Origin of the sequence: Vibrio sp. 1641, assembly GCF_033339995.1 — a bacterium.
Classification (GTDB): domain Bacteria; phylum Pseudomonadota; class Gammaproteobacteria; order Enterobacterales; family Vibrionaceae; genus Vibrio; species Vibrio alginolyticus.
Genome location: NZ_JAWOVP010000021.1, coordinates 24,896 through 51,156 on the forward strand (window position 1 = coordinate 24,896; position 26,261 = coordinate 51,156).

The 26,261-nt window shown below is 44.7% G+C and carries 23 protein-coding genes and 2 tRNA genes; 13 read left to right on the forward strand and 12 right to left on the reverse strand.

What is annotated here, in order from left to right; genetic code table 11:
• Positions 1-122: 122 nt before the first annotated feature.
• Entirely contained in the window at positions 123-1,244 is a 1,122-nt protein-coding gene (gene chiP, locus R7Z47_RS22550) for a chitoporin (protein ID WP_005382007.1), read from the reverse strand.
• 478 nt (positions 1,245-1,722) lie between these two features.
• On the opposite strand from chiP, the gene R7Z47_RS22555 reads away from it, so the two are divergent.
• Entirely contained in the window at positions 1,723-4,419 is a 2,697-nt protein-coding gene (locus tag R7Z47_RS22555; RefSeq protein WP_318130630.1) for a copper-translocating P-type ATPase, read from the forward strand.
• 21 nt (positions 4,420-4,440) lie between these two features.
• Complete coding sequence (locus tag R7Z47_RS22560; protein WP_151514570.1) at positions 4,441-4,890, forward strand: DUF411 domain-containing protein; 450 nt, start codon at positions 4,441-4,443, stop codon at positions 4,888-4,890.
• A gap of 65 nt (positions 4,891-4,955) precedes the next feature.
• On the opposite strand, the gene R7Z47_RS22565 is transcribed toward R7Z47_RS22560, so the two are convergent.
• On the reverse strand, positions 4,956-5,648 hold the full coding sequence (locus R7Z47_RS22565; RefSeq protein ID WP_005382004.1) for an oligogalacturonate-specific porin KdgM family protein: 693 nt from the start codon (positions 5,646-5,648) through the stop codon (positions 4,956-4,958).
• A 439-nt stretch (positions 5,649-6,087) separates the two neighbouring features.
• On the reverse strand, positions 6,088-8,739 hold the full coding sequence (locus R7Z47_RS22570) for a beta-N-acetylhexosaminidase (protein ID WP_253657013.1): 2,652 nt from the start codon (positions 8,737-8,739) through the stop codon (positions 6,088-6,090).
• Positions 8,740-9,233: 494 nt separating this feature from the next.
• On the opposite strand from R7Z47_RS22570, the gene R7Z47_RS22575 reads away from it, so the two are divergent.
• Together R7Z47_RS22575 and R7Z47_RS22580 are read left to right on the forward strand one after the other, a co-directional pair.
• The gene (locus R7Z47_RS22575; RefSeq protein ID WP_253657014.1) at positions 9,234-10,106 is read left to right on the forward strand and encodes a TraB/GumN family protein; all 873 of its coding nucleotides are present in this window, start codon (positions 9,234-9,236) and stop codon (positions 10,104-10,106) included.
• Positions 10,107-10,257: 151 nt separating this feature from the next.
• The gene (locus tag R7Z47_RS22580; protein ID WP_005384085.1) at positions 10,258-10,641 is read left to right on the forward strand and encodes a hypothetical protein; all 384 of its coding nucleotides are present in this window, start codon (positions 10,258-10,260) and stop codon (positions 10,639-10,641) included.
• Positions 10,642-10,962: 321 nt separating this feature from the next.
• On the opposite strand, the gene R7Z47_RS22585 is transcribed toward R7Z47_RS22580, so the two are convergent.
• A tRNA-Pro gene (locus R7Z47_RS22585) sits at positions 10,963-11,039 on the reverse strand.
• A 259-nt stretch (positions 11,040-11,298) separates the two neighbouring features.
• Between R7Z47_RS22585 and R7Z47_RS22590 the strand changes: the two genes are divergently transcribed.
• The 3 genes from R7Z47_RS22590 (at position 11,299) to rluF (ending at position 13,405) form a co-directional block, all read left to right on the forward strand.
• On the forward strand, positions 11,299-11,439 hold the full coding sequence (locus tag R7Z47_RS22590; protein ID WP_005382236.1) for a DUF3149 domain-containing protein: 141 nt from the start codon (positions 11,299-11,301) through the stop codon (positions 11,437-11,439).
• A gap of 132 nt (positions 11,440-11,571) precedes the next feature.
• Positions 11,572-12,153, forward strand: a complete 582-nt coding sequence (gene smrA, locus R7Z47_RS22595) for a DNA endonuclease SmrA (protein ID WP_213894378.1) — start codon at positions 11,572-11,574, stop codon at positions 12,151-12,153.
• Between the two features lie 94 nt (positions 12,154-12,247).
• Positions 12,248-13,405, forward strand: coding sequence for a 23S rRNA pseudouridine(2604) synthase RluF (gene rluF / locus R7Z47_RS22600; protein ID WP_213901876.1), 1,158 nt, complete (start codon positions 12,248-12,250; stop codon positions 13,403-13,405).
• Between the two features lie 64 nt (positions 13,406-13,469).
• Here rluF and ybaK read toward each other — a convergent pair whose 3' ends face one another.
• The 8 genes from ybaK to hemA form a co-directional block, all read right to left on the reverse strand.
• Positions 13,470-13,943: a Cys-tRNA(Pro) deacylase gene (ybaK, locus tag R7Z47_RS22605; protein ID WP_154204786.1), complete on the reverse strand. Its 474-nt coding sequence runs from the start codon at positions 13,941-13,943 to the stop codon at positions 13,470-13,472.
• A gap of 102 nt (positions 13,944-14,045) precedes the next feature.
• On the reverse strand, positions 14,046-15,728 hold the full coding sequence (gene ushA, locus R7Z47_RS22610) for a bifunctional UDP-sugar hydrolase/5'-nucleotidase UshA (RefSeq protein WP_213901875.1): 1,683 nt from the start codon (positions 15,726-15,728) through the stop codon (positions 14,046-14,048).
• A gap of 220 nt (positions 15,729-15,948) precedes the next feature.
• Positions 15,949-16,800 carry a 3-deoxy-8-phosphooctulonate synthase gene (gene kdsA / locus R7Z47_RS22615; protein WP_005384095.1) on the reverse strand — a complete coding sequence of 284 codons (852 nt, stop codon included), beginning with the start codon at positions 16,798-16,800 and terminating at the stop codon, positions 15,949-15,951.
• A 53-nt stretch (positions 16,801-16,853) separates the two neighbouring features.
• Positions 16,854-17,663: a SirB1 family protein gene (locus R7Z47_RS22620; protein WP_005384098.1), complete on the reverse strand. Its 810-nt coding sequence runs from the start codon at positions 17,661-17,663 to the stop codon at positions 16,854-16,856.
• A 6-nt stretch (positions 17,664-17,669) separates the two neighbouring features.
• Positions 17,670-18,053 carry a SirB2 family protein gene (locus R7Z47_RS22625; protein WP_005382225.1) on the reverse strand — a complete coding sequence of 128 codons (384 nt, stop codon included), beginning with the start codon at positions 18,051-18,053 and terminating at the stop codon, positions 17,670-17,672.
• Between the two features lie 40 nt (positions 18,054-18,093).
• A complete protein-coding gene (gene prmC, locus R7Z47_RS22630; protein WP_017634841.1) occupies positions 18,094-18,948 on the reverse strand; it encodes a peptide chain release factor N(5)-glutamine methyltransferase in 855 nt (284 codons plus the stop codon).
• Positions 18,949-18,951: 3 nt separating this feature from the next.
• The gene (gene prfA / locus R7Z47_RS22635; RefSeq protein ID WP_005382222.1) at positions 18,952-20,040 is read right to left on the reverse strand and encodes a peptide chain release factor 1; all 1,089 of its coding nucleotides are present in this window, start codon (positions 20,038-20,040) and stop codon (positions 18,952-18,954) included.
• A 29-nt stretch (positions 20,041-20,069) separates the two neighbouring features.
• Positions 20,070-21,326, reverse strand: coding sequence for a glutamyl-tRNA reductase (gene hemA / locus R7Z47_RS22640; RefSeq protein WP_318130631.1), 1,257 nt, complete (start codon positions 21,324-21,326; stop codon positions 20,070-20,072).
• A gap of 134 nt (positions 21,327-21,460) precedes the next feature.
• Between hemA and lolB the strand changes: the two genes are divergently transcribed.
• From lolB to R7Z47_RS22670, 6 genes are all read left to right on the forward strand, one after another.
• Positions 21,461-22,099, forward strand: a complete 639-nt coding sequence (gene lolB / locus R7Z47_RS22645) for a lipoprotein insertase outer membrane protein LolB (RefSeq protein WP_017634843.1) — start codon at positions 21,461-21,463, stop codon at positions 22,097-22,099.
• Positions 22,096-22,968 carry a 4-(cytidine 5'-diphospho)-2-C-methyl-D-erythritol kinase gene (gene ispE, locus R7Z47_RS22650; protein ID WP_005384108.1) on the forward strand — a complete coding sequence of 291 codons (873 nt, stop codon included), beginning with the start codon at positions 22,096-22,098 and terminating at the stop codon, positions 22,966-22,968. The genes lolB and ispE overlap by 4 nt, the downstream gene beginning before the upstream one ends.
• A gap of 27 nt (positions 22,969-22,995) precedes the next feature.
• Positions 22,996-23,940, forward strand: a complete 945-nt coding sequence (locus R7Z47_RS22655) for a ribose-phosphate pyrophosphokinase (RefSeq protein ID WP_005393176.1) — start codon at positions 22,996-22,998, stop codon at positions 23,938-23,940.
• 151 nt (positions 23,941-24,091) lie between these two features.
• Positions 24,092-24,682 (forward strand): aminoacyl-tRNA hydrolase, encoded by a 591-nt coding sequence (gene pth, locus R7Z47_RS22660; RefSeq protein WP_005384112.1) that lies wholly within the window; start codon positions 24,092-24,094, stop codon positions 24,680-24,682.
• Positions 24,683-24,692: 10 nt separating this feature from the next.
• Positions 24,693-25,784, forward strand: a complete 1,092-nt coding sequence (gene ychF, locus R7Z47_RS22665; RefSeq protein WP_005393178.1) for a redox-regulated ATPase YchF — start codon at positions 24,693-24,695, stop codon at positions 25,782-25,784.
• A gap of 284 nt (positions 25,785-26,068) precedes the next feature.
• Positions 26,069-26,145 (forward strand) — tRNA-Met (locus R7Z47_RS22670).
• Positions 26,146-26,261: the final 116 nt, after the last annotated feature.

Sequence of the window (26,261 nt, forward strand, 5' to 3'; positions counted from 1 at the left end):
GTTTCTCACTTTATACCAATTTAGATAAGCCTCTAAAACTTACAGGCCAGTCATTTCAAAGGCTTATTTGAATAAGTATCAAGATAAAAAGGGCGTTTCCGCCCTTTTAGCTGCTTCTTTAGCTAGAAGTAGTATTCAACACCTACAGAGAACTCGTCGTAGTCAGCAGACTTCCAACGTGCTTCTGTTGGTTTATCTAATTGAGACGCACCGTCGCCAAAGTCTAGAGTACGAGCACGTACGTACAGCACTGCCGATGGGTCTACGAAATACATAACTTGTGCTGATAACACATCGTCCGCTGTATCGTTAATTTTCTTACCATCACGCTCGAGATCAAAGTTAGCGGCGTAAGCCAGTTTGTATTGCCAATCACCCGTGGTGTACATGATAGCGGCAGACATTGCATCTTGCTTTTCACTCACACCATTGCTTGCGTCCGCTTCCATGTATTTGTATTGCGCAAAGAAAGAGATCCCGTTATCAAACCAGCCTTGTGCCCCTACCAAGTACGTGTTGTTTTCCCACGTTTGGCTTTCCATCTTGATATTACGGTTACCTTCATATGCCGCATCTAACTGGATAGGACCAATTTTGTAGTGTGCTGCGATACCACCCCAGTAGTCATCCCCTTCACCTAGACCTGCTTTATCACCTGCACCAGCTGCGATATCTAGGGAGAATTTGTCAGCAAACATTGGAGAGTCCCAGCGGATAGTGTTTGATTGACGGTCTTGGTACTTGGCGCCACCAATAGCACCACCCCAGTCGTATACATCGCCGAGACCAGGGTTAGATGCTGGCCAGTCAACCAATTCGTACATAGGTGTCAAAACGCGACCCAGACGAATTTGACCCCAAGATGCACTTTCAAAACCGACGAATGTGTCACGTTCACCAAGACCTGCGCCCTCGCCACCAAAGCTAGGGTCTACATAACCGCCTTCGATTTGCCAAATAAAAGTAGGGTCGAAGTTAGCAAATTGTTTTTTACCACGGAAACCAATACGAGATTCGTTGTTTAGCTGCATGCCACCCAAATCATCGTCCGTTGCTTTGCTACCAGAATCGTAATCGCGGTACGCGGCCTGCATCGCGATGATTCCGTAAACTTCATAAGAAAATGAATCTTTGGTTAGAAACTCTTTTGCTGCGTCACTGTTTGCACCATCAGCAAATGCAGCACCACTGAACATCATGCCGGTAATTGCCGTGGCAAGTAGGCTTTTCTTTAGGTAAGACATTATAAACCCCTATATTTTTAGTTTTTTCCATTTTCAAATTCACTAACTAGGACATGGCAGGAACTTGAAACAGTGTTTGGACGGGGCAAATATGACAAACTTTTTTCGCACTAAAAAACTTTCCCTACAGCAATCTGAGCGACTTCAAAATGAGAAGATCAAAAATAAAATAAATCAATAAAAAACAATCACTTAACATCAAATATAAAAAATAAAAAACGTTAAAAGTACGTTTTGACACTGAACTGACATTGAGAGCATCTAAAAAACGTGAGCGACTTCATTCATCTTTTAGGTGTTTTAACGGAACTTTATATTCAAAGAGAAAAAACCTTGAGATCACTCGCAAGTAAAATGACCGTGCACTTGTGGGATTCGAGAGATTTTGACGAAATTGTTGTGAGTAGCAAATGGGTATTGACCTTACCCTTGCAGGAAGGTTTAAGCTCATAGCATCACTACTATTGAGGTGCAGATTATGTATCAGTTAGTTATACCTTTATCAGGGCTCAACTGCATGGGCTGTGCGAGAAAAGTTGAGAATGCTTTACATGCGAATCACGATGTGGAGATCCTCAATTTGTCCCCGACGCAAGTAGAGGTCAAAACCGAGTCTTCTCTTAAAGAGCTCGTCTCGTCGATTGAATCTCTTGGTTACCAAGCAGGAAATCACTACGAGCTAAACCTTTCAGGCTTAAGCTGTGGCGGTTGCGTCAAAAAACTTTCATCTTTATTAGAATCTAATCAAGACGTTATTTCTTTTGAGGCTTCAACAACGCACTTAGAGATTCGTACCCTCCTCTCCGAGCAACAAGTGATCGACTTAATAGCAACACTCGGCTATACCGCCAACCTTGATTCTGTTGAAGTAGAGAACGAAAGCTCACCAGAGACCGAACAGGTAGAAAAGCAAAGCAATATTAAAGATACGCAGGTGCCACCAGCGAGTATTCAATTGCAAATGCTGATTCAAGGCATGACGTGTGCGAGTTGCGTATCTTCAGTAGAGAAAGCACTTACTAACGTAGAAGGCGTTGAGAAAGCACAGGTCAACCTTGCAGAACAAAGCGCACTAGTATTCGCAAGCCAAGACTCTGATGACCTCCTTAACGCAATTGTTGAATCGGTAAAACAAGCCGGTTACCAAGCAGAGATCCTACAAGACGCCGCAACCCAGCAAGAAAAGCAAGCACAGCAACAACGTCAGCAACAAAAACGCTTTAAACTGGATGCTATTGCTGGCCTTGTCGTCGGTGCCCCTTTAATGATTTGGGGCGTTGCTGGCGGCAATATGATGATTCGCAACACCAACGACCAATTAGCTTGGGGCGCGATCGGTATCGTATGTTTACTCCTTCTTGCCACAGCAGGAAAACACTTCTTCAGTAACGCTTGGTTAGCAGCTACTCACAAGCGCGCCACCATGGACACGTTAGTCGCGCTCGGTACTGGCGCAGCGTGGTTCTATTCGATGCTTGTGGTGATTTTCCCAGACTGGTTCCCTCTTGCTTCACGCCACGTGTACTTTGAAGCGAGTGCAATGATCATCGGCTTAATTTCTCTTGGTCACTATATAGAAGCAAAAGCCAAAGCAAACACAACACGTTCCTTACAAGCGTTGATTAACCTGCAACCTCAGCAAGCTACGGTAATTACGGAACAAGGCGACCAAAAAATCGCGGTTGAGCAAATCACGTTAGGCATGAAACTGCGTATCAAACCAGGCGAGAAAGTGCCTGTTGATGGTGTTGTGATTCAAGGTGAATCATACATTGATGAGTCGATGCTCACTGGTGAACCAGTACCAGTGTTAAAAGCGCAAGAGGCTCAAGTGTCTGCTGGGACATTAAATACCGATGGTGGATTAGTCATTGAGGCAACGGGCATTGGCGCAAATACCATGCTGGCTCGTATCATCCGCATGGTGCGCACAGCGCAAAGCAGTAAGCCAGCCATCGCGAAACTGGCAGACCAGATTTCATCGGTGTTTGTCCCTGTCGTTGTTGGCATAGCAATACTGGCCGCGCTCGTTTGGTTTGCCGTTGGCCCAGAGCCAAAAGCGAGTTATATGCTGGTGGTCACCACAACCGTCCTGATCATCGCCTGCCCTTGCGCTCTAGGCTTAGCAACCCCACTTTCTGTCACGGTGGGAGTGGGTAAAGCCGCAGAGATCGGCATTCTGATCAAAGACGCCGACGCCCTTCAATTGGCAAGCAAAGTCGACACGGTTGTGTTCGACAAAACTGGCACGCTTACCCAAGGTAAACCTAGCGTTCAGCAAGTGTTTACTCACGCCACCAGCCAAGAAGATCTACTGGCTTTAGCGTATGCGGCAGAGCGTCAGTCTGAGCACCCACTGGCAAAAGCGGTATGTGATTACGCCAAACGACACGACGCAAAGGATGTCTCATTAGACAAGTTTGAGAACGTTCGCGGGCGCGGCATTTGGGCGACGTATCAAGATAAACCGCTACTCATTGGTTCGCTTCAATTTATGCAAGCAGAGAACGTCGAGACCAGCGCACTAAAACCTGCCATCGATGAATGCGCAAAAAATGCGTGGACTCCGGTAGCTGTGGCATTGAACGGCGAACTGATCGGTCTGATCGCCATTGCCGACCCGATCAAATCAGATGCGAAGCAAGCGCTCTCTGCATTAAAATCGCAAGGCATCAAAACGGTAATGCTGACGGGCGATAACCAACACGTTGCCAATGCTATCGGCCAAGAACTTGGTATTGATGAAGTGATTGCCCAAGTAATGCCAGATGAGAAAGCTCAGCACATTGAGCAACTTCAATCTCAAGGACATGTCGTGGCAATGGTGGGGGATGGCATTAACGACGCCCCTGCTCTCGCGTTATCCAACCTAGGTATTGCCATGGGTAGCGGCAGTGATGTCGCCATTGAAAGTTCGCAAATGACCATCCTGAACACGTCACCAATGGCGGTAGTACATGCGATTGAACTCTCTCGCGCTACACTTAAAAACATGAAGCAAAACCTATTTGGTGCCTTTGTTTACAACTCGTTGGGTATTCCAGTTGCCGCTGGCGTGCTTTACCCAGCGTTTGGATTTTTGCTCAGTCCTGTTGTCGCAGGAGCGGCAATGGCACTGTCTTCAATTACTGTCGTTAGTAATGCAAATCGACTACGACTGTTTTCAGTAAAGTAACCACTTCTTTTTGAGGGTATTATGAAGTTGAAACTATTGACCTTTGCAATGCTTGCGACCGTGTCCGCCAACGTATTGGCAGCCGATGTCATTAACCATAAATCGCCATACTGTGGCTGTTGTGGAGAATGGACAAAACACATGGAAGAGAACGGCTTTACGGTCGAAGAAAAATTGCACGATGACATGAACGCCATCAAACGCGATCTAGGCATCAAGAATGAACAGCTTTACTCTTGCCACACGGCAGAGATCAACGGCTATCTGTTTGAAGGTCACATTCCAGCCGAAGACATTAAAGCGTTTTTGAAAAATCCACCACGTAACGCAAAAGGCCTATCAGTACCGGGCATGCCAATGGGCTCCCCTGGTATGGAATATGGCGACAAAAAAGACAGCTACACCGTTTACGCCTTTAACGAAAAAGGCCAAGTGTTCGAATATAGCCACCACGAAGGCAACGGCAAATAAAAACAAAGCCCAGCGAGACAAACCGCTGGGCTTTTTCTTAATGGACAGTTAAGACAAATATAAAATTAGAAGCCGTAAGAGGCACCAAATACAAAAGCATTATTCACTAGGCTGTCACCACTCGCGTTTTCTGCACCGTGTGCTTGACTACGGAACTCAAAGTAAGGTTGAACACCTTTACGAGTCCACGTTGCACGAAGCTCGTGGTCCATGGTTTCCGCTTCAATCATGTAGACGTTGTTGTAGCTTAGCGTCACATCCTCATTCATCACGTAACCGATGCGGTTGTCCATGCGGTAATCTGTATCCGCATCTGCGTCTGTCGCATCAATGTGCGCACGAGTACGGTTACTTAAGGAGATGCCGTTATCGAAGTTGTAACCGATCTTAACCAATGGACGGTACTGTACATTCTCGCCAGCAGAGAACAGGTGTTGGTAACCAGCGGCAACCCATAAATGATCGGTAATATTAAATGACTGCTCACCACCCACAGTGATTGCTGGTGTTGTGTTACCTGCGCCACCGTTTTCTGTTTCCAGTTTACCCAACTGAATACCATCAAATTCGGTGTAAACCGTAAAGCCGCCGAATTGGTTATCAAAAGTATGACCAGCTTCCAGTGTAGACGTAACGTCCGAACCATGAATTCGACCATCATCGTGGAATTGAACATTACCTGTTACGTAAGAAGAACCAGCAAAAGCGCTAGAAGCGAAAGCGAGAGAAAGAGCACTCAGTGCAAAAATGTTTTTCATAATTACTGCCTTTATTTATTCACGTTATGCGATAGTTTTAGAGGGCATCTCTTCCCTTTTATCGCAAACTTTGGAATGTGCCTCCTTGGCGTTCGCAATATTGTTTCAATTAATTCGCGATGGAAAATAAAACATTTTAAAAAGTGATCTTGTTCAAACCGACGCTCAACAACCCTGATAAAAATATGGAAAATACAGGCACTTATCGTATTTTTATAAAATTATTCAAAAAATAGAAGTGTGATCGTAAACAGATAATTTATTGATATTTAGCAGATTAAGTCGATCCAGTTCACAATAACCTTGACCATTACAACCCAAAACTTATTTATCAATGAAAAATAATTAGACATCGATCACGCTTAATTTCCTTAAAAAATAAAGAAAGCCCCAACATGATGTTGAGGCTTTGCCAAAAAATTAACTTACAAGAATTGAGTTATTTCACACTGGTCACTCGACTTGCTTTCTCACCGGTTGCTGACACGGAACGGATAAACACTTCACCTTTCACATTTGGACGAGCATTATCTGCGTAAGTTAGCCAGTTCTTGCCGTCTAGAGAGTATTGAAGCGTCACCCCTGGGAACTGAACGTTCATTGCTAGCTTGCCATCTTCTACTTTCGCACCTGGTACAGGCAGGCGGTAGTCGATACCTGATTTTTCTAGCTTAGCCAGTTCACGTTGGCCAAGTACGTTCGCAAAGCGGTTGTAGTCTTGGTTTAGCGCGACTTTGTCTACTAGGTTAGAGTTTTGCGAGTATTCAACACCCACTTTGTAGTCGTTTTCCCAATCAGCACGGTGCCATGCACGCTCAGCGGCTGCTAGTACGCGAGGGAATACCATGTACTCGTATTGCTCGTCGTTACGTACTGTCTCAGACCACAGCTGTGCTGATAGACCATAGAAAGGTTTCGCTTCGATTTCACCTTTACCAGTGAAGCCGTTACCATCGCGGTCTACAGAGGTTTCTGCGTTCTGAGGCATGTTCTCTGGTGCAAAACCAAACATCTTACGAGTATCTGTTGCACGCGTCGCCCAGTAGTAACCACGCTCTTTCGGGTCAACTTCGTACGGCATGTCCATGTATACGTAGTCTGGGTTAGAAACGATAACGTCGTAACCTTTCTTAGACCATTCGTACACTGATGATGTGCCACCCCAGTAAAGAACGTCCCAGAAGTTAACACGCGTGTTTTCTGTTGCGAACGCTTTCTCACCTTCACTGTACTTAAGGCCATCTTGCCAAGCTTGGAAGTTTGGAATGCCTTTCTCTGCCACCATCTTCGACACTTCTTCTGCAAAGTGGCTTGGTAGATGAGCAAAATCGCTTACCGTACCGTCTGCAATTAACGCCTGACATTGTGGTGACTGTGCGAATGGCTTGTCTTGCTTAGACAAATCAATGTTACCCTTCCAGCTTACTTTGTCTTCTGCGTTGATGTCTTGCAGACCAGCGCCTAGCTTGATGTTCTTCGCTTCGTCACCACCAAAGTGCCATGTTGTTAGCGGCGTGCCCGCTTCTTGGTGCATTGCTGCTACTTCTGAAATCACTTTATCAACAAAGCGAGTTGAAGATTCCATACATGGGTTGATGAAGCTTTGCTTGTTGTAGAACTGAACCGTCGTTACGTTCGATGTATCTTGAGGATCCATCAGGCGATACTCGTTCGCTTCTGCTTCTTTACCTTCTTCCATTAGACGGTCGTAACGTGCTTCCATTGATACCACTGCTGCACGAGCGTGTGCTGGCATATCGATTTCAGGAATCACTTCGATGTTACGCGCTTTCGCGTACTTCAAGATGTCCACGTAGTCTGCTTTGCTGAAGAAGCCAGAACCAAAGTTGTCTGTCGTTGCACCTGAGCCAAGCTGAGGCAGTAAACAGCTTTTCTCTTCCAAATCGAAACAACGGTTAGCACCCACTTCAGTCAGCTCTGGCAGACCCGGGATTTCTAAACGCCAGCCTTCATCATCCGTTAGGTGAAGGTGTAGTTTGTTCATCTTGTACGCGGCCATTTGGTCAAGCGTTGCAAGAATCGCGTCTTTAGAGTGGAAGTTACGAGCCACGTCCACCATCACACCACGGTAATCAAAACGCGGCGCATCTTTAATAGACAGTTGTGGTAGAGAATCAGCATTTTGGCTATCTACCAGGCCAAAGATAGATTGTACTGCGTAGAAAGCACCTGTTTGGTCAAACGCTTTAATCGCAATACCGTCGCCTTTGATGCTCATTTCGTAAGCACCAGATTTTGCCAATTCACCGGTGAAGTCTGCAGGAACAACAGTGATGCTTACAGGAAGATCACCACGAACATCCACACCTACCACTTCTGCACGACCTTGAATTGCTGCGTATTGAGTCGCATCGAATGCGTCTTTAGGCAGCGCAATACCCGCCGCGATATCTACCGTACCTTTACCTGCTTCAACAGACATTGGCGTTGGTAGTAACGTGGTTGATACGTCTTGTTTTGCTAGATCTTCGTTCTTCTCGAAACGAGACACAGCGCTCGCAAATACGTTGTTGTCATCTGGCGTACGTTTTAGGTTGTTACCCTCAAGGCCAGTCACGAAAGATGCAACGTCTTCTGTGTTAAGAGAAGCGATCATCTTAGGCTCTGCATTTGGTGCAGCAACGAAAGCGCCTGGCATGAAGTCAGTTTCAAATAGCTGCCAGTATTCAGCAACAAGAGGAAGCACAACCTCTTCACCCGCAGCAAACCCATCAAACTTATCTGTTGGTTCTAGTTTGTGTAGATCACCCGTTACGCGAGAGATTTTGAACTGTTCGTTTTCAACATCCAGAATCAGACGAATGCTGTGGAAGTAAATAGCCCAATCTTTTGAGTCAACCGCTTCACCTTGGTTAACCAGCGTCATGTTTACCTTGTTACAAGACGCCCACTCAGCCCCTAAGTCCTGACAAGCAAGACCTTCGTTTGCACCGTGGTTAGTCAACACTTGGTATTGAATATCAAGATTATTAGCCAACGAATTTACAACTTGTTGTTCAGAGCTTTTCAGCGCAGAGCAACCTGCTAATGTAGTGATAACAGAAACAGCAATCAGACTAGGTTTAAACATCTTACTTCCCCAAAAAAGTCAGTGGTTCAAAACGACAATGATAAAAATCTCGGCCCCTCAAATGCGAGGTACCTAACCGTTACATTCAACATACAACCTGTTATTTCTAAGCGTAAAATAAATAGAAATAGGAAGTGATCCAGTTCAAAAAATGACACTCAGCAAAAACAATAAAAACCTAATTTTCATGGAGTTACAATACACGTCAAAATCGAACAACTTGTTTTGACGAGTTTGCTGCGATCTAGGTCACTTATATTCATGAGTTACGACTGATTTTGTAAGATTTGGATCACGCCTAATTATTTTGTGAACCATTAGTAAGCGAATTACCTATTTACCTTTCGTGAAGTGACTCTCATTTATTCGTCGTCAAAACTCGTCAATATTTTTAGAAATGACGATTTTGTCGAATACACCACTGGAGAAATTGCACTTAACCTCACGCTATTTTGCGTATAAAGTTTAAAGGTATCTTATCTGAGGGCCACTCTATGTTTCGTCTCTTGACGCTCATATCATCTCTACTTGTTACTTTGACTCCTTTTTCCTCTTATGCAGAGCCACAGCATTGGTTAGCGAAAAAAGGGGAAACCGAACTTATGATTATTGGCTCGGTACATGTGGGGGATAAAACGATGTACCCACTCCCTAGAACGGTCATCCAGCACTTAAGCCAAAGCGCAGGGTTGATTATTGAAGCAGACGTCAGGAATTCTGAAGGCTTGGTTTACCCACAAACAACCATTCTTTCTAAAGATGTTTTAGACAGAGCTCAACGTCGCCACTTAATTGAAATTGCCCAAGATTTAGGTTTGCCAGAAACTCAACTCCTAAATTCCCCACCTTGGATGGCTGCATTCACCATCCAACTCGCTTTAGTCAACAAACTGGGGTATGTCTCTGATAAAGGGGTCGACATGCACTTAATAGGACTCGCTGATAAAAAGCAAATCCCGGTCATTTCACTAGAGTCCGTGCAATTCCAAATCGATTTAATCGCAGGTCAATCAGAAGGCGGTAAAGAGATACTTCTCTCGTCAATTGAAGAATATGATGGCGGAGAAGAGTTGGTTCAATGCTTGATAGAGAGTTGGAAGAGCGGTGATGGTAGCATGTTGGTCGAAGCCTCTTTGACCGATCATACAACAGAAGAGTTTAACCAAGCCTTTTTATACGAGCGTAATCGAGATTGGGCTAAAAAACTCGACACTGGCAGTGTTCTACCTCAGCAAGCGGGTCGTTACACCGTTGTTGTTGGTGGCTTGCATTTAGTAGGTAAAGATAACCTGATTGAACTGCTTAAAAATCGGGGTTTTAACATCAAACCACTGGGTAAGACGCGCCAAGCAAATTGTGATATCTAGTGATTGTTTGAAAAATGCCATTTAAATACAATTATTTAAATACAACCATTTAAAATTCATTCAAACTTTCTTATAAATCGCCGTTAAGCTAAGTGGATACAAAACAACTCATATGAAATTTAAATATTTATTCCTATACACGATTGGAATTATGCTCACTTCTTCGCTGTCTTATGCTAAACCGCCATGCAACGTAGAAGCTTTTCAAGCTATTGATATAACTCCGGAAGTAAAAGGCGGTGTTTTAGATAAAGAGAGTGGTCAATTTCTTATTACCGAAAAACCAATGATGCGTTGCGCGAACATCACGTTTTCAACAGCCCACACTCGAAATCGCGTTGCACATATGATGAACCAAGGCTTTGAAGCGGTTTACTATGATGGAAATACAAGCAAATCTCACTCAGTAACGTTTGATGAAGACGATTTAAAAGCGGGTTACGTCAAGATTGGTCCAAATCACCCAAAGACCGCTTATGTCTGCTTCACTACTTCTGAAACTCCTATCAATACTATCTCGTGTGACATCAAGTAATAAATTTACTCACTCTAAAAAATGAAAAGGCCCTACATTTCTGTAGAGCCTTCCTCTCAATACGTGTCGGTGAAGTGCCATATTCGAACATCAGGCGAACCCCAATTTGATTCGATACTATTGAAGTCTAAAATTACTAGAGCTAAAAACGACGAAAGCCTGCTCATTGAGCAGGCTTTCTAAAAGTGGTCGGTGAAGTAGGGATTCGACGCGACCGAGCTTCCAGAGGCCTGGCATTCCAGACCCCGATCCTCTGGTTCCAAATAAATATCACCAAATACGAAAAAGGCTCTACATTTCTGTAGAGCCTTTTTCTCAATATGGTCGGTGAAGAGGGATTCGAACCCCCGACCCTCTGGTCCCAAACCAGATGCGCTACCAAGCTGCGCTATTCACCGATATGTTTAACTGAGGAATTGTCCCCGTCAACGAGTGCGTATATTACGGATTCTGAACTGTGGCGCAAGTGCTTTTTACAAAAAAACCTTAGGTCTTAATTCGTTTGATGAATAACTGAACACTAGCACGTAAAATGTGACTGATAACTCACAACAAAATACAGTTTATTAACCTTAGCAACATAATTGATCCAGATCAGTGTGCAACAAGACACCGCCATTTAGTTTATTCCTGTCGGGAACATCTTGGAGGAAACGTATGGACTTTTGGCTTGATCTCCTATTTGGTAATGCAGTGGGTCTATCGTCAATGATAGTAATTTTTGGGGCAATTGGTCTGATGTTATTTTACGGCGGTTTCTTCATATACAAGATCATGAACGACAAATCTCCTCACTAGATCTCGCTTAGCTCTAGAAACGCTTTGCACCGGAGTCGGTTACTTGCCTACTCCGGTTTTTTATTTGATCTCAATGCACCACTCATTGATATAATCCTATTATTCTTCCCTGTTCTTAATGAGATTACTGCTATGTCTCACGACGACGATTTTGATCTATTTCAACAGATGATGGGCGATGTAAAGCCAATCACTCAAGACACCACCGAACACAAAAAAGTACACCAAGTAACAGAAGCACAGCTCGCAAAACGCGAAGCAGCAATCTGGTTAACGGAAGATGACCCAGAATACCTATCACTTGATCACGCTGAAATGCTCAAGCCAGAGGACTTTGTTGAGTTCAAACGTGATGGTGTACAGGACGGGGTTTACCGCAAACTTCGCCTTGGTAAGTATCCAATCCAAGCTCGCTTGGATTTGCACCGTAAAACATTGAAAGAAGCACGTGATGAAGTCGTAAAGTTTTTAAAACAGTGCCTATCAATGGACATACGAACGGTCGTTATTGTCCACGGCCGAGGAGAACGCTCAAATCCACCTGCAATGATGAAAAGCTTTGTTAGCAGTTGGCTACGACAAATAAAGGAAGTCCAATGCATCCATAGTGCGCAACGCTTTCACGGTGGAACTGGAGCCGTTTACGTCCTACTTAGAAAAAGTGCGGAAAAGAAATTAGAAACCCGCGAACGTCACCAAAAACGGTTAGGCTAAATTTCACCCTAATGCTAGAATGCCCGCCCTTATTCTTCCTTCCCCTTAGAGGAAGGGAGCTTCATTCGCCGTTGTGAAACGTTAGGAGACAAAAATGTCACAAGACAACGCTAAACGATTAAATAAATTCATCAGTGAAACGGGGTTTTGCTCACGCCGTGAAGCAGACAGACTGATTGAGCAAGGCCGTGTCACCATTAATGGCAACAAACCTGAAATGGGGACAAAAGTGCTACCTGGTGATGATGTTTGTGTGGATGGTAAGCCAGTGGCAGCAAAAGAGAAGCCGATTTATATCGCTCTCAATAAACCAACAGGCATCACCTGTACAACTGAGAGAGACGTCCCTGGAAACATCGTTGATTTCATCGGCCACCAAAAACGTATCTTTCCGATCGGCCGCTTAGACAAACCCTCTGATGGTCTGATCTTTTTGACCAACGATGGCGACATCGTGAACAAAATCCTTCGCGCAGGCAACAGCCACGAAAAAGAGTACGTCGTACGCGTGGACAAGCCAATTACAGGCGAGTTTCTCAAACAGATGTCGAGTGGCGTTAAGATTCTCGACACAGTCACCCTACCTTGCAAGGTAACAAAAGAGACTAAATTCTCTTTCCGTATTGTGCTAACTCAAGGACTTAACCGTCAGATCCGTCGTATGTGTGAAGCGCTGGGCTATGAAGTATTCAAGCTGCGTCGCGTACGCATCATGAATATCTCTCTTGATGGTATTCCGAATGGGAAATGGCGTTATCTAAGTGACGAAGAAGTGGCAGAGATCCTAGCAATGTGTGAAGGCTCGGTAGGTACAGAAGAAGCATCAAAAACAGACTCTAGAGGTCGCAACATTCGTAAAGCGACCGACGCGAAGCTGTTTGATAGCCGAGAAGAAAACCAAGATTCTACTGCTCGTCGTAACCAGAAGACACGAACTTTCCGCGGTAACAATGCTGATGAATTCCGTCATGCACCAAACTCGAAAAAAGGTCAACAAAAGCGTCGTCAGCGTGATGATGAAGGCGGACGTCCAGCTAAAGAACATTACAAAGCGAAACCACAAGGTGAACGCAGCAGACCGCAAGGCGAGCATAGTAAATCACACCGTAAACCAGATGCATCGAGCAATACGCATTCAGCAAACAAGCCTCAATCACCGAGTAAGCCCAAGCAGCATTACATGAACCCAAATGCCGCGAAACCAAGTAAACCAGCTAAACGCACTGGTGGTACATTGAGTCTGAAGAAGTAACGCTTCACTGACAGGCAAGATCAAAAAAGGACGCTCATGAGCGTCCTTTTTATTTGTCATGAGTTTACAAACAAAGAGGTGCAAACTGACCGCGAGTTAAGCTCAGCAAATCTCTCGGGGCTAACTCAATTTCTAAACCACGTTTACCAGCACTCACACAGATTGTGTCTTGCTCTACTGCGCTTTCGTGCAAAAAAGTAGGTAAGGCTTTCTTCTGCCCTAGTGGGCTAATTCCACCAACGACATAACCTGTGGTCTTTTGCGCGATTTCCGGATCAGCCATATCGGCCTTTTTGCCCTTCGCTGCTTTCGCCGCCAGTTTTAGGTTCAGCTTTTGATCAACAGGGATAATCGCAACCGCAAGGTTCTTTGGCTCCCCGTTCAAGCAGAACAACAAGGTTTTAAATACTGTTTTCGGATCCTGTCCTAGCACTTCAGCAGCTTCTAAACCATAACTATCGGCTCTAGGATCGTGCTCATATTGATGGATGGTGTGTGGAATTTTTTTCTTTTTCGCAAGATTAATGGCCGGAGTCATCAAGATTCTCCTCATAAAAACAAAAAGCGCAGACTGAATTGGATCTGCGCTTTTAGTTAATGATATCAGCGAGTTTGAGTCAATCGCTTTTTCTCTGTTGGGTTACTGATCAATCGCCGTATCAACTAAATACGTGATTTCACCTGAAGGGGCATACTCATTAACATCAATAGGGCTGTGTGTTTCTAAATAATCCTTCAGAACCTCAGCATCGGTAAAACCTGTATTTACATACCCTGGATGATCGTCGATTTTAGGGTAACCATCTCCACCAGCAGCATTATAGCTTGGTACTGTAAAGCGGTAATTACCATCTAAGCGAAGTTGCTTATTACCAATAAACACATTGGTTACCTCACCATTATTGATACTCATCGCAATGCCGGCAAACTGTGCATAAGCACCAGAGTCAACAGGCTTAGTTGCAACGACATTTAGATAATCTAATACCTCTTTACCCGTCATATCAACGTAAGAAACCATATTGCCAAATGGCTGAACAGTGAGCACGTCTTTATAAGTAATATCACCCGCAGCAATCGAATCTCGAACACCACCAGAATTCATTACAGCAAAATCTGCTTTCGCACGTTCCATGTGAGCCGTTGCAATTAATCGACCTAAGTTTGTTTGCTGGTAACGAACCACATTGCGGTCACCCTCAAGCTTACCGTTAGATTCTGCAATCTTCACGTTTAGCTTGCCCTGACCTTTTTCTTGATAAGGACGAAGAAACTCAAGCATCATTTCGTCTTGTTTAATCTCATCTTGGATCAAGACTCGTTGCGACTGACCATCAACTTTAATTTTCTTTTTCAAGTTTACAGGGATTAGATCGTAGCTCACCATCGAGAGTTCGCCATTACGAAACTCGTAATCGGCGCGTCCCACATATTTCCCCCACTCATGTGCCTGAACAATAAAGGTACCATTTTGTTTATCGGGCTGACATTCATCACCTGGTTTAAAGTTCTTTTTGATAACGTTTGGACCTTCCATGCACACAGGTTCTTGTGAGTGTCCTCCAACGATCATGTCGAGATCGCCGTCATTCAAATAACGAGCTAACGCCACATCGCCAGGAGCATTGATGCCTCTATTACCATTTTCATAGTGTCCCATATGCGTGACAGCAAAAATCAGATCTGGATACTCTGTCTCTTTCAGTTCTGCAATCAACTTCTTGGCTTCTTCTTTTGGGTCACGGAAGTCAATTTGTTCAATGAATTCAGGGTTGCCAAGTTTCGCTGTGTCTTCGGTTGTAAGACCAATGACCGCAATTTTAATGCCCTGCTTGTTAAACATCGCGTATGGTTGGAATAAACGCTTGCCAGTATTTTTATCGTAAATATTGGCAGACAACATCGGAAAGTTTGCCCACTCTTGCTGCTTGAATAGCACGTCCAATGGATTATCAAACTCATGATTACCTAGAGCCATCGCATCGTAACCAATTTTGCTCATGCCTTTAAAATCCGGCTCGGCATCTTGTAAATCAGACTCAGGTACTCCTGTGTTGATGTCACCACCAGAAAGCAGTAACACGCTGCCCCCCTCATCCTGTATTTCTTCGCGCAAATCATCGATTAACGTTTTACGCGCCGCCATGCCATATTCACCGTATCGATTTTGCCAAAAGCGACCATGATGATCGTTAGTGTGCAACACGGTCAATTTATAGGTTGTATCGGCATTCCATTCTGGTGCAGGTTGCGTAGCACACCCAGCTAACGAGGCCAAGATAGCGGCACTCAAAACAGTTTTGATCATCAGACGCTGATTCATTTATTTACCTTTTTCTTATTGGGATTACTGACGCACATTTTAAGCATTCGATCTATTTGAAAACCACGTGCACCCTAACACATTGATTTAATAATTATGATGCATTGTTTAGCAATAACAAATTCATCAGTAACAAGTTTGAGAATTTACAGTTTTTCAGATAAAAAAATAGCCAACACTCGGTTGGCTATAGTATTTGTTACCACCAGTCATCTGGCGTTTACTTGATATCGATATCTGCAAAGCTCTTGATTAGATCATCAAGCGATTTCATTTGTGCTAAGAATGGCTCTAACTTGTCTAGAGGCAGTGCAGATGGGCCATCACAACGCGCTTGGTCTGGGTTTGGGTGCGCTTCGATAAATAGACCTGCGATGCCTGTCGCTAGACCCGCTTTTGCAAGCTCAACTGTCTGCTCACGACGGCCGCCAGATGCTGCGCCTGATGGGTCACGCATTTGTAGTGAGTGCGTTACGTCAAAGATGATTGGACTACCTTTTGAAGCATTTTTCATCACACCAAAACCAAGCATATCTACAACTAGGTTATCGTAACCGTGGCAAGAACCGCGCTCACATAGGATGATCTTGTCGTTACCGCATTCTGCGAACTTCTCAACGATGTTACCCACTTGACCAGGGCTCATAAATTGAGGTTTCTTCACGTTTATAACCGCACCTGTTTTGGCCATAGCTTCAACAAGGTCAGTTTGACGAGCTAGGAATGCAGGAAGCTGAATAACGTCTACCACGTCAGCGACAGGTTGAGCTTGCGCTTCAGTGTGAACGTCCGTGATGATCTTTACACCAAAAGTGTCTTTCAGCTCCTGAAAGATTTTCATGCCTTCTTCCAGACCTGGACCACGGTATGAATGAACAGAACTGCGGTTTGCTTTGTCAAACGACGCCTTAAATACGTAAGGAATACCAAGTTTTTCCGTTACTTTTACGTAGTGCTCACAGATCTGCATCGCAAGATCACGAGACTCAAGAACGTTCATACCTGCAAATAGGGTGAATGGCTTGTCGTTAGCAACCTGAATGTCGCCGATATTAACGATTTTCTGTTCCATTTTGATTCTCTTTTTCTGTCCACGATACGCCACAGTTCGGCACATCGATAAAATTAGTGAAGTGTGACGTGCGTTTCACTCATCACATTAACTTGTGATTTTAGTAGCTCGGAAGCCGGATCGTCAGGGCATTGGTCAATAAAGTACTGAAAATCTGATACCGCTACTTGAGGGCACTCTAGCTGTTGGAAAATAAAACCACGGTCACGAATTTCGTATGGATCATCTGGCACAAACGTTAGAGCAAGATTCGTACAACGTAATGCCAGCGTATAATGCTCTTCGCGCAACATCGCACTTTTAATCAACGCCAACCAGCGACCAATAATTGTTGGGTTGTCAGCTTCCTCAAAATGTTCAGGCTTTAGCTGAGCTAGCGGTCCTTCTTGGCCAATAAGCCAAGCTTGAAGAATCCTTTCACCTACATACTCACCATTAAATGGGTTGATGTAGTCTGGCTTCTTATGCATCCAGTCGACTTTTAACAGGAACTGAGTAGGGAAAGTAACTCCCTTCAACGGGAACCCCAGCTTTTTGCCTAGGTATAACAAAATCGAACCTAAGCTCACAGGAATACCTTTTCTGCGCTCCAACACTTTATCGATGAAGCTGTTGTCCGAAATAAAGTATTCCTGCTCGTCGCCTTTGAATCCCCACTCATGGAAAAACAGTCGTAGGAATGCATCAAATCGTTGCTCTTCATCGGTTTCATGAACAAGCGTGGCTTCTGCATCTTTGTAAAGACGCTCTAACTCTTGTTTCGCCCAATGTACTTTGGTTTCTGGGTTAATCGCTTTGTTTAGCTCAAGCGCACCTTCCACCAACGGTATATTGTCAAAATCTTCGTCAAAAAACTCTAACATGACGTCTTATCCAAATAACGTAGGGCTCTTAGACACAGCAATGTTTGCAGCCATGACCAACCAACCTAATGCGCCGAAAAAGCCAAATATCTTCAGTAGGTTGTTTTTCGCAAGTTTCAATGAGAAGAATCCAAGCGCAATGTACGCCAGTACACAGGTGATTTTGTTTGTTAACCACGGTGCGGCATCGGTAAACGGGATGAAACCCGTAATGAAAATAAGCGCGATACCTGACACTAGCAATGCAGTATCAACGATGTGGGGAAACACTTTCAAAAAGCGATTATTTCGCTTCGGTGAGTTCATCATCATTAACACGAATCGGATCGATAGTAGCGTCGCGCTGAGAGCGATCGTCACTAAGTGTATGTGTTTTAGAGCTACGTACATTTTTCTTCTCTTTTTAGTTAGTGTTTGCTGACTTCCATGATTAACTGGCCAGACAACCAAGTGTTACTCGATCGTTACCGCCATAATCTTTTTCCGTAGCGACCTGTTGGTAACCAAAGCCACGCATTATCTCACGCACCGCCTCACCTTGATCATAACCATGTTCAAATGCCAGCCAACCGCCCACTTCAAGATACTGACGAGCAAGATCCGAGATATGACGAATATCAGCTAAGCCATTCTCTTTAGCAACTAATGCAGATTTTGGCTCAAAGCGCACATCACCTTGGGATAAATGTGGATCTTTTTCATCAATATATGGCGGGTTGGAGACAATTAAAGCAAACTTCGTACCTTCTGTAATAGGCTCAAACCAACTGCCTTGAGCAAAGGTCACATTTTTGATGTTTAGCTGCTCAGCATTGTACTCTGCAAGTGCTTTCGCTTCTTGTTTGAGATCTACGCCCATCACTTGACGTTTTGGCATTTCAGATGCGAGTGCGATAGCAATTGCCCCCGTCCCCGTTCCAAGATCTAAAATAGGCCCAGTTTGCTCGTAGGTCTTATCGAGTGCAACCTCGACCAAACGTTCTGTATCCGGTCTTGGGATCAAGGTAGAGGGAGAAACTTTGAACGGTAAAGACCAAAACTCTCGCTCACCAATAATATAAGCGACGGGTTCACCAGTTAAACGTCGTTCAAGTAGAGCGTCAAACTGAGATTTTTGCTCTGCTTCTAACGCTTTTTCTGGCCAGGTCAGCAGGTAAGTTCGTGGTTTGCCAAGGACATGGCAAAGGAGTACAGCTGCATCGAGAGAAGGCGACTCTTTGCCGCCTTCTGCCAGTTTCGCCGTCGCACTTTTCAGTGCTTGCTCAATCGATTGAACTTGGCTCATCGATTAGCCGTTCTCTGCGAGCGCCGCAAGTTGGTCTGCTTGGTGCTCTTGAATCACAGGATCAATCAAGCTCTGCAGGTCACCTTCCATCACTTCGTTCAAACGATAGATGGTCAGGTTGATACGGTGATCAGACACACGACCTTGTGGGTAGTTGTATGTACGAATACGGTCACTACGGTCACCAGAACCTAGAAGGTTACGACGTGTATCAGACACTTCTGCGGCACGACGCTCTTCTTCCGCTTGAACGATACGAGCAGCAAGAACCGCCATTGCTTTCGCTTTGTTCTTGTGCTGTGAACGCTCATCCTGACACTCTACTACCGTACCCGTTGGTAAGTGGGTAATACGGATTGCAGAATCCGTGGTGTTAACGTGCTGACCACCCGCGCCAGATGCACGGAACGTATCGATTTTCAGGTCTGCTGCTTTGATTTCTGGCAGATCCGCTTCAGGGATTTCCGCCATTACTGCTACTGTACAAGCAGAAGTATGCACACGGCCTTGAGATTCAGTTGCAGGAACACGCTGTACACGGTGACCGCCTGACTCAAATTTCAACACGCCGTATGCACCGTCGCCGCTTACTTTCGCGATCATCTCTTTGTAACCACCGTGCTCTGCCTCGTTAGAAGACATGACTTCGATGCGCCAGCCACGCTTTTCTGCGTACTTGCTGTACATACGGAATAGATCACCCGCGAAAATGCCCGCTTCGTCGCCACCCGCACCTGCACGAATTTCTAGGAAACAGTTACGATCATCGTTCGGATCTTTTGGCAGAAGAAGAATCTGTAACTCATCAGTAAGACGCTCAATCGTCGCTTTCGCTTCTTTGATTTCTTCTTGCGCCATTTCACGCATTTCTTCGTCGTCTTCGTTTGCCATCTCTTCAGCGGCGACAAGATCTTCTTGTGCTTGTTGATAAGCTTGGAAGCACTTGGTTACTTCTTCTAGCTGAGAGTACTCTCTTGATAGAGCACGGAATTTGTCCTGATTTCCAATTACATCAGGATCACCAAGAAGATGTTGAACTTCTTCGTAACGTTCTACTAGCGTTTCTAGCTTAGTCAGAATAGAGGCTTTCATAGTGTCGTTTTCTTAATAAAAAGCGTGAGTTATAGATCATCCAAGCCAAGTGTTTGGCGGATAATCGTTAATTTTGCTGGTTCGCCTTGCTCAGCTGCACTTTGCAATGCGCGAGTTGGAGCGTGAATCAGTTTGTTGGTGAGTTTATTACTCAGCTCGCGCAGCACTTTCTCCGGATCTGCGCCTGCCGCTAAAGATTGCAAACTTTTGCTCAGTAACTCTTCACGAATTTCGTTGGCTGATTTGCGATAGTCGCGAATACTATCGACGGCTTGCAGTGAACGCAACCATGTCATAAATACAGCGCTTTCTTCACTAACAATCGCTTCAGCTTGAATCGCTTCGACTTTACGCTGCTCAATGTTGCTGTCGATGATAGATTGCAAGTCATCAACAGAATACAGATATGCGTCGTTCAGTTCACCGACTTCCGACTCTACATCTCGCGGCACCGCAATATCGACTAACAAGATAGGTTGATGTCGGCGCTGCTTTAGAGCCGTTTCGACCATACCTTTGCCAATAATAGGCAATGGGCTCGCCGTTGAGCTAATCACAATGTCCGCTTTCGCCAAATGTTCAGGAATTTCGTTCAAACTGATCACTTCTGCGCCAAATTGGTCCGCTAAGCCTTGCGCGCGCTCTTTAGTGCGGTTCGCGACAATCATTTTTGTGCAACCGTTGGACGCTAAATGCTTCGCGACCAATTCAATCGTCTCACCCGCACCAACTAAAAGCACGGTTGAATCTGATAACGACTCAAAAATATGTTTTGCCAGTGTACATGCCGCATAAGCCACGGACACGGCATTACCACCAATATCTGTCTCTGTTCTCACCCGTTTGGCGACTGAGAACGTCTTTTGAAACAGTTTATCAATCGAGGCATCGACAGCTTGATGATCTCGCGAGTCAGAAAATGCTTGCTTTACCTGCCCCAAAATTTGAGGCTCACCCAACACCAGAGAGTCAAGACCGCACGATACGCGCATCAAATGCTTTATTGCAGCTTGTTCTTCATGAACATACAAACTCGGCATTAAATCTTCGCGGCTCACTTGATGAAATTGAGCAAGCCAATCGATCAACTTGTTTCGCGCTCCTTGCTTAACATCGCAGTACAACTCAGTTCGGTTACAGGTTGAAACAATCACACTGCCGTTAACTGCTTCGTGCTCTCTAAGTTGCTCGAGTGCAGGGCCGAGTTTATCCGGACCAAACGCCACCTTCTCTCGCAAGTCGACAGACGCTGTATTGTGATTAATTCCAATAGCAAGCAAGGACATCTAACGTGGTATCTCTGGGATAGGTTATAAAATAGGTCCAGAATTTTACTGTAAGCACGCATTTATTGAAAGGGTAAGCCGGATTTGTTTTCCTAAGTGCGACTTTTCAATGCTATAGTTGTGAGCGATTCCCGATGAAACTGATTAATAAGCCATCAAACATGACGTTACGCTCCTTTATTCTTTTTTTCTTGTCGAGCTTACTGCTCGCTGGTTGTTCGTCCGTTCCTGAAAGTGTTACCAGCGTTGAATGGCAAGCTCATGAGCAGCGACTCGAAACCATCCAAGATTTTCAAGCAACGGGGAAACTTGGTTATATTGGCCCAGACCAAAGACAAAATTTAAACTTCTACTGGAAACATTCTTCAGCACTAAGCCAGTTGCGTTTAACAACGATTCTCGGACAAACGGCATTAAAGCTCACCATCACCCCACAAGGCGCCACAGTAGAAACTTACGACGATCAGGTCCTTTCTTCTCGCAGTGCTAACCAGCTGATTTACCGTCTTACAGGGTTGATGATGCCCGTCGATCACATGCCTGACTGGCTATTAGGTCTACCGACCGATGCCGACAAATTCCAACTGTCTCCAACCAATACACTGCAAGCGTTAAACAAACAAATTGGTTTAAATGATTGGAGCATTGCATATCAACGATATGGCGACGTTCAATGGCATGAACAGTCTCTCCCTCTGCCAAATAAGCTGAAACTCACCACAGCTGATGTCAAAATAAATCTAGTGATCACAAAATGGAACATCACCCAATGATTGAACTTTCAACACGCTGGCCATCACCAGCGAAATTGAATCTCTTTCTATATATCAACGGCCGTACAGAGAATGGCTACCACGAGTTACAAACGTTATTCCAATTCGTCGATCACGGCGATGAGCTCACCATTCAAGCGAACCATTCTGGTGATATTACGATTTCTCCAGAGATAGAAGGTGTGCCTCTTCAAGACAATTTAATTTGGAAAGCAGCAACCGCGCTTCAAGCTTACTCAAACTGCCCTTTTGGCGCGCACATTGAGCTACAGAAAGTGCTGCCTATGGGTGGAGGCATTGGCGGAGGCTCATCGAACGCAGCTACAGCATTAGTGGCACTGAATTACTTATGGCAACTGAATCTAACTGACGACGAACTGGCTGAAATTGGTTTAAAACTGGGCGCAGATGTGCCCGTATTTGTGCGCGGATTTGCAGCTTTTGCTGAAGGTGTTGGTGAAAAACTCTCTCCTGCTTATCCCGAAGAAAAGTGGTATTTAGTCGTCAGACCGAATGTATCTATCGCAACCGTCGACGTTTTTTGTCATCCAGATCTAACGCGAAACACCCCAAAACGAGATCTAGAAACACTTTTAAATACGCCAAGCGTAAACGATTGCGAAAAAATTGTACGAATGCTCTACCCAGAGGTTGATAAGCAACTTTCTTGGCTGCTACAATACGCGCCGTCAAGATTGACGGGGACAGGATCTTGCGTTTTTGCTGAATTTTCGAGCAAATCTGAAGCAGAAACTATCCTTGCACAACTCTCTGATAAAGTCTCGGCATTTGTCGCTCAAGGGCGCAATATTTCGCCATTAAAAGAGACTTTGGCTGAATACCAATCAGCCTCACACCGACCTATTTAAACTGGACGCAAACCCGAGGTTTCCACCGTGCCTGATATGAAGCTATTTGCTGGTAACGCAACACCTGAACTAGCCCAACGTATTGCTGATCGTCTTTACATCTCTCTTGGTGATGCATCTGTTTCTCGCTTTTCTGATGGCGAAGTTGCAGTTCAAATCAATGAGAATGTTCGTGGTAGCGATGTTTTCATCATTCAATCCACTTGTGCACCGACTAACGACAACCTAATGGAATTGGTTGTTATGATTGATGCAATGCGCCGTGCTTCAGCAGGCCGTATCACTGCAGTTATCCCTTACTTCGGCTACGCTCGCCAAGACCGTCGTGTACGTTCTGCGCGTGTGCCAATTACTGCAAAAGTTGTTGCTGATTTCCTATCTAACGTTGGTGTTGACCGCGTTCTAACTATCGACCTACACGCAGAGCAAATTCAAGGCTTCTTCGATGTACCTGTAGACAACATCTTCGGCACGCCAGTGCTACTTGAAGATATGCAGGCTCGCGGTCTAGATAACCCTGTAGTGGTATCTCCTGACCTAGGTGGCGTTGTTCGTGCTCGTGCAACAGCAAAAGCACTAGGCGACATCGACATCGCAATCGTAGATAAGCGTCGTCCACGTGCAAACGTTTCTGAAGTAATGAACCTAATCGGTGATGTTGAAGGTCGTGACTGTGTGATCGTTGATGACATGATCGACACAGGTGGCACACTATGTAAAGCAGCTGAAGCACTAAAAGAGCGCGGTGCTAAGCGTGTATTCGCTTACGCTACTCACGCAGTATTCTCAGGCAACGCTGCGGATAACATCAAGAACTCAGTTCTTGACCAAGTTATCGTAACTGACTCTATCTCTCTGTCTAAAGAGATGGCTGCAACAGGTAAAGTGACAACACTAAGCCTATCTCGCATGCTGGCTGAAGCGATTCGTCGTATCAGCAACGAAGAGTCAATCTCTGCAATGTTCAACTAATACGAACATTTCAGTTACACTGATTTCAAAAGCACCCCTCTTTGGGGTGTTTTTTTATTTGTACTGATAACTAGAAAATCCCTTGGTCGCCCACCGCGAGTTTTCTGTGCTATCATACTGCGCTTTTTGAGATTCCAGAGAGATCCTAACCTTGAGTCAACAAATAAAACTTCTTGTTGGTCTTGCTAATCCAGGACCAGAATACGCCAGAACTCGTCACAATGCGGGCGCTTGGGTTGTAGAAGAATTAGCACGCGTTCACAACGTTACACTGAAGAACGAACCAAAGTTTTTTGGTCTAACAGGACGCATTATGGTCAATGGCCAGGATCTCCGTTTGCTTATCCCAACCACCTTCATGAATCTATCAGGTAAATCGATCGCAGCGCTTGCGAAATTTTATCAAATTAAACCTGAAGAGATCATGGTTGCTCATGACGAGCTAGACTTACCGCCAGGTGTCGCTAAGTTTAAAAAAGGTGGGGGGCACGGTGGACACAACGGTCTGCGTGACACCATTAGCAAACTGGGCAATAACAAAGATTTTTATCGTCTTCGTATTGGCATTGGTCATCCGGGACACAAAGATAAAGTGGCGGGTTTTGTATTAGGTAAAGCGCCAGCTAAAGAGCAAGAGCTTTTAGATGCAGCAGCTGATGAGGCTGTTCGTTGTCTAGATATCCTGATTAAGGATGGCCTATCTAAAGCACAAAATCGCCTCCACACGTTCAAAGCTGAATAAGGTTACTATCATGGGTTTTAAATGTGGCATCGTTGGTCTACCTAACGTAGGTAAATCAACTCTGTTCAACGCACTAACTAAAGCGGGTATCGAAGCAGCAAACTTCCCGTTCTGTACCATTGAACCAAACACTGGTGTGGTTCCTGTGCCAGATCTACGTCTAGACGCACTAGCTAAGATCGTTAACCCACAGAGAGTTCTTCCAACGACGATGGAGTTCGTGGACATCGCTGGTCTTGTTGCTGGTGCATCACGTGGTGAAGGTTTAGGTAACAAATTCCTAGCTAACATCCGTGAAACAGACGCGATTGGCCACGTTGTACGTTGTTTTGAAAACGAAAACATTGTTCATGTTTCAGGTAAAGTTTCACCTATTGAAGATATCGAAGTGATCAACCTTGAACTTGCAATGGCTGACCTTGATTCTTGTGAGCGAGCGATTCAACGTAACGCGAAGAAGGCAAAAGGCGGCGATAAAGACGCAAAATTTGAACTAACCGTACTAGAAAAACTGTTACCAGTACTAACTGAAGGCGGCATGGCACGCACAGTTGAGCTATCTAAAGAAGAGTTAGCAGCAATCGGCTACCTAAACTTCCTAACACTGAAGCCAACTATGTACATTGCAAACGTAAACGAAGATGGCTTCGAAAATAATCCATATCTAGATGCGGTTCGTGAGTTCGCAGAAAAAGAAAACAATGTCGTTGTACCTGTATGTGCAGCTATCGAATCTGAACTATCTGAACTAGAAGATGAAGATCGCGAAGAATTCCTAGCAGATATGGGGATCGAAGAGCCGGGTCTGAACCGTGTAATTCGCTCTGGTTACGAACTACTGACTCTACACACCTACTTCACAGCAGGTGTTAAAGAAGTACGTGCTTGGACAATCCCTGTTGGTGCAACTGCGCCTCAGGCGGCAGGTAAGATCCACACTGACTTCGAGAAAGGCTTTATTCGTGCAGAAGTAGTCGGTTACGACGATTTCATCCAATTCAATGGTGAAAATGGCGCAAAAGACGCAGGTAAATGGCGTCTAGAAGGTAAAGACTACATCGTAAAAGATGGTGATGTTGTACACTTCCGCTTCAATGTTTAATTAAATGAATGAATTCTAAACACTTCATTTACACTAAAAGCCAGCTGTTAAGCTGGCTTTTTTAATACCTTAAGTAAATGAACAAAAATAAATTACGCAAGTGCAAGCTAATTTATTTCCAGTTTTAGATCATAAACACGCCTCTTTGTTTAAAAAGGAAGCGAACGAGGTTTTTTCCGAAATTTATTAAAAAAAACTGTTGACGGATCTCACTCAACTTCGCATAATGCGCGCCGTTCCCAACGACAAGGCAACAAAGCGTTGAGAACAAAAAATATGGTTTTGGCTACGTAGCTCAGCTGGTTAGAGCACATCACTCATAATGATGGGGTCACAGGTTCGAATCCCGTCGTAGCCACCATTCCTAAATGTTCTTTTTATCAGAGCAGTTAGGAATAGATGCGGAAGTGGCGGAATTGGTAGACGCACCAGATTTAGGTTCTGGCGCCGCAAGGTGTGAGAGTTCAAGTCTCTCCT

Excerpts from the sequence above, each read along its gene's own strand:
- rluF (WP_213901876.1), top strand. The coding sequence starts at position 12,248 with ATGTCACAAGACAACGCTAAACGATTAAATAAATTCATCAGTGAAACG.
- kdsA (WP_005384095.1), bottom strand. The coding sequence starts at position 16,800 with ATGGAACAGAAAATCGTTAATATCGGCGACATTCAGGTTGCTAACGAC.
- R7Z47_RS22575 (WP_253657014.1), top strand. The coding sequence starts at position 9,234 with ATGTTTCGTCTCTTGACGCTCATATCATCTCTACTTGTTACTTTGACT.
- lolB (WP_017634843.1), top strand. The coding sequence starts at position 21,461 with ATGAAACTGATTAATAAGCCATCAAACATGACGTTACGCTCCTTTATT.
- R7Z47_RS22620 (WP_005384098.1), bottom strand. The coding sequence starts at position 17,663 with ATGTTAGAGTTTTTTGACGAAGATTTTGACAATATACCGTTGGTGGAA.
- R7Z47_RS22625 (WP_005382225.1), bottom strand. The coding sequence starts at position 18,053 with ATGTACGTAGCTCTAAAACACATACACTTAGTGACGATCGCTCTCAGC.
- prmC (WP_017634841.1), bottom strand. The coding sequence starts at position 18,948 with ATGAGCCAAGTTCAATCGATTGAGCAAGCACTGAAAAGTGCGACGGCG.
- smrA (WP_213894378.1), top strand. The coding sequence starts at position 11,572 with ATGTCTCACGACGACGATTTTGATCTATTTCAACAGATGATGGGCGAT.
- R7Z47_RS22580 (WP_005384085.1), top strand. The coding sequence starts at position 10,258 with ATGCTCACTTCTTCGCTGTCTTATGCTAAACCGCCATGCAACGTAGAA.
- R7Z47_RS22565 (WP_005382004.1), bottom strand. The coding sequence starts at position 5,648 with ATGAAAAACATTTTTGCACTGAGTGCTCTTTCTCTCGCTTTCGCTTCT.
- ushA (WP_213901875.1), bottom strand. The coding sequence starts at position 15,728 with ATGAATCAGCGTCTGATGATCAAAACTGTTTTGAGTGCCGCTATCTTG.
- chiP (WP_005382007.1), bottom strand. The coding sequence starts at position 1,244 with ATGTCTTACCTAAAGAAAAGCCTACTTGCCACGGCAATTACCGGCATG.
- R7Z47_RS22560 (WP_151514570.1), top strand. The coding sequence starts at position 4,441 with ATGAAGTTGAAACTATTGACCTTTGCAATGCTTGCGACCGTGTCCGCC.
- ychF (WP_005393178.1), top strand. The coding sequence starts at position 24,693 with ATGGGTTTTAAATGTGGCATCGTTGGTCTACCTAACGTAGGTAAATCA.
- prfA (WP_005382222.1), bottom strand. The coding sequence starts at position 20,040 with ATGAAAGCCTCTATTCTGACTAAGCTAGAAACGCTAGTAGAACGTTAC.
- R7Z47_RS22590 (WP_005382236.1), top strand. The coding sequence starts at position 11,299 with ATGGACTTTTGGCTTGATCTCCTATTTGGTAATGCAGTGGGTCTATCG.
- ybaK (WP_154204786.1), bottom strand. The coding sequence starts at position 13,943 with ATGACTCCGGCCATTAATCTTGCGAAAAAGAAAAAAATTCCACACACC.
- R7Z47_RS22570 (WP_253657013.1), bottom strand. The coding sequence starts at position 8,739 with ATGTTTAAACCTAGTCTGATTGCTGTTTCTGTTATCACTACATTAGCA.
- hemA (WP_318130631.1), bottom strand. The coding sequence starts at position 21,326 with ATGTCCTTGCTTGCTATTGGAATTAATCACAATACAGCGTCTGTCGAC.
- R7Z47_RS22555 (WP_318130630.1), top strand. The coding sequence starts at position 1,723 with ATGTATCAGTTAGTTATACCTTTATCAGGGCTCAACTGCATGGGCTGT.
- ispE (WP_005384108.1), top strand. The coding sequence starts at position 22,096 with ATGATTGAACTTTCAACACGCTGGCCATCACCAGCGAAATTGAATCTC.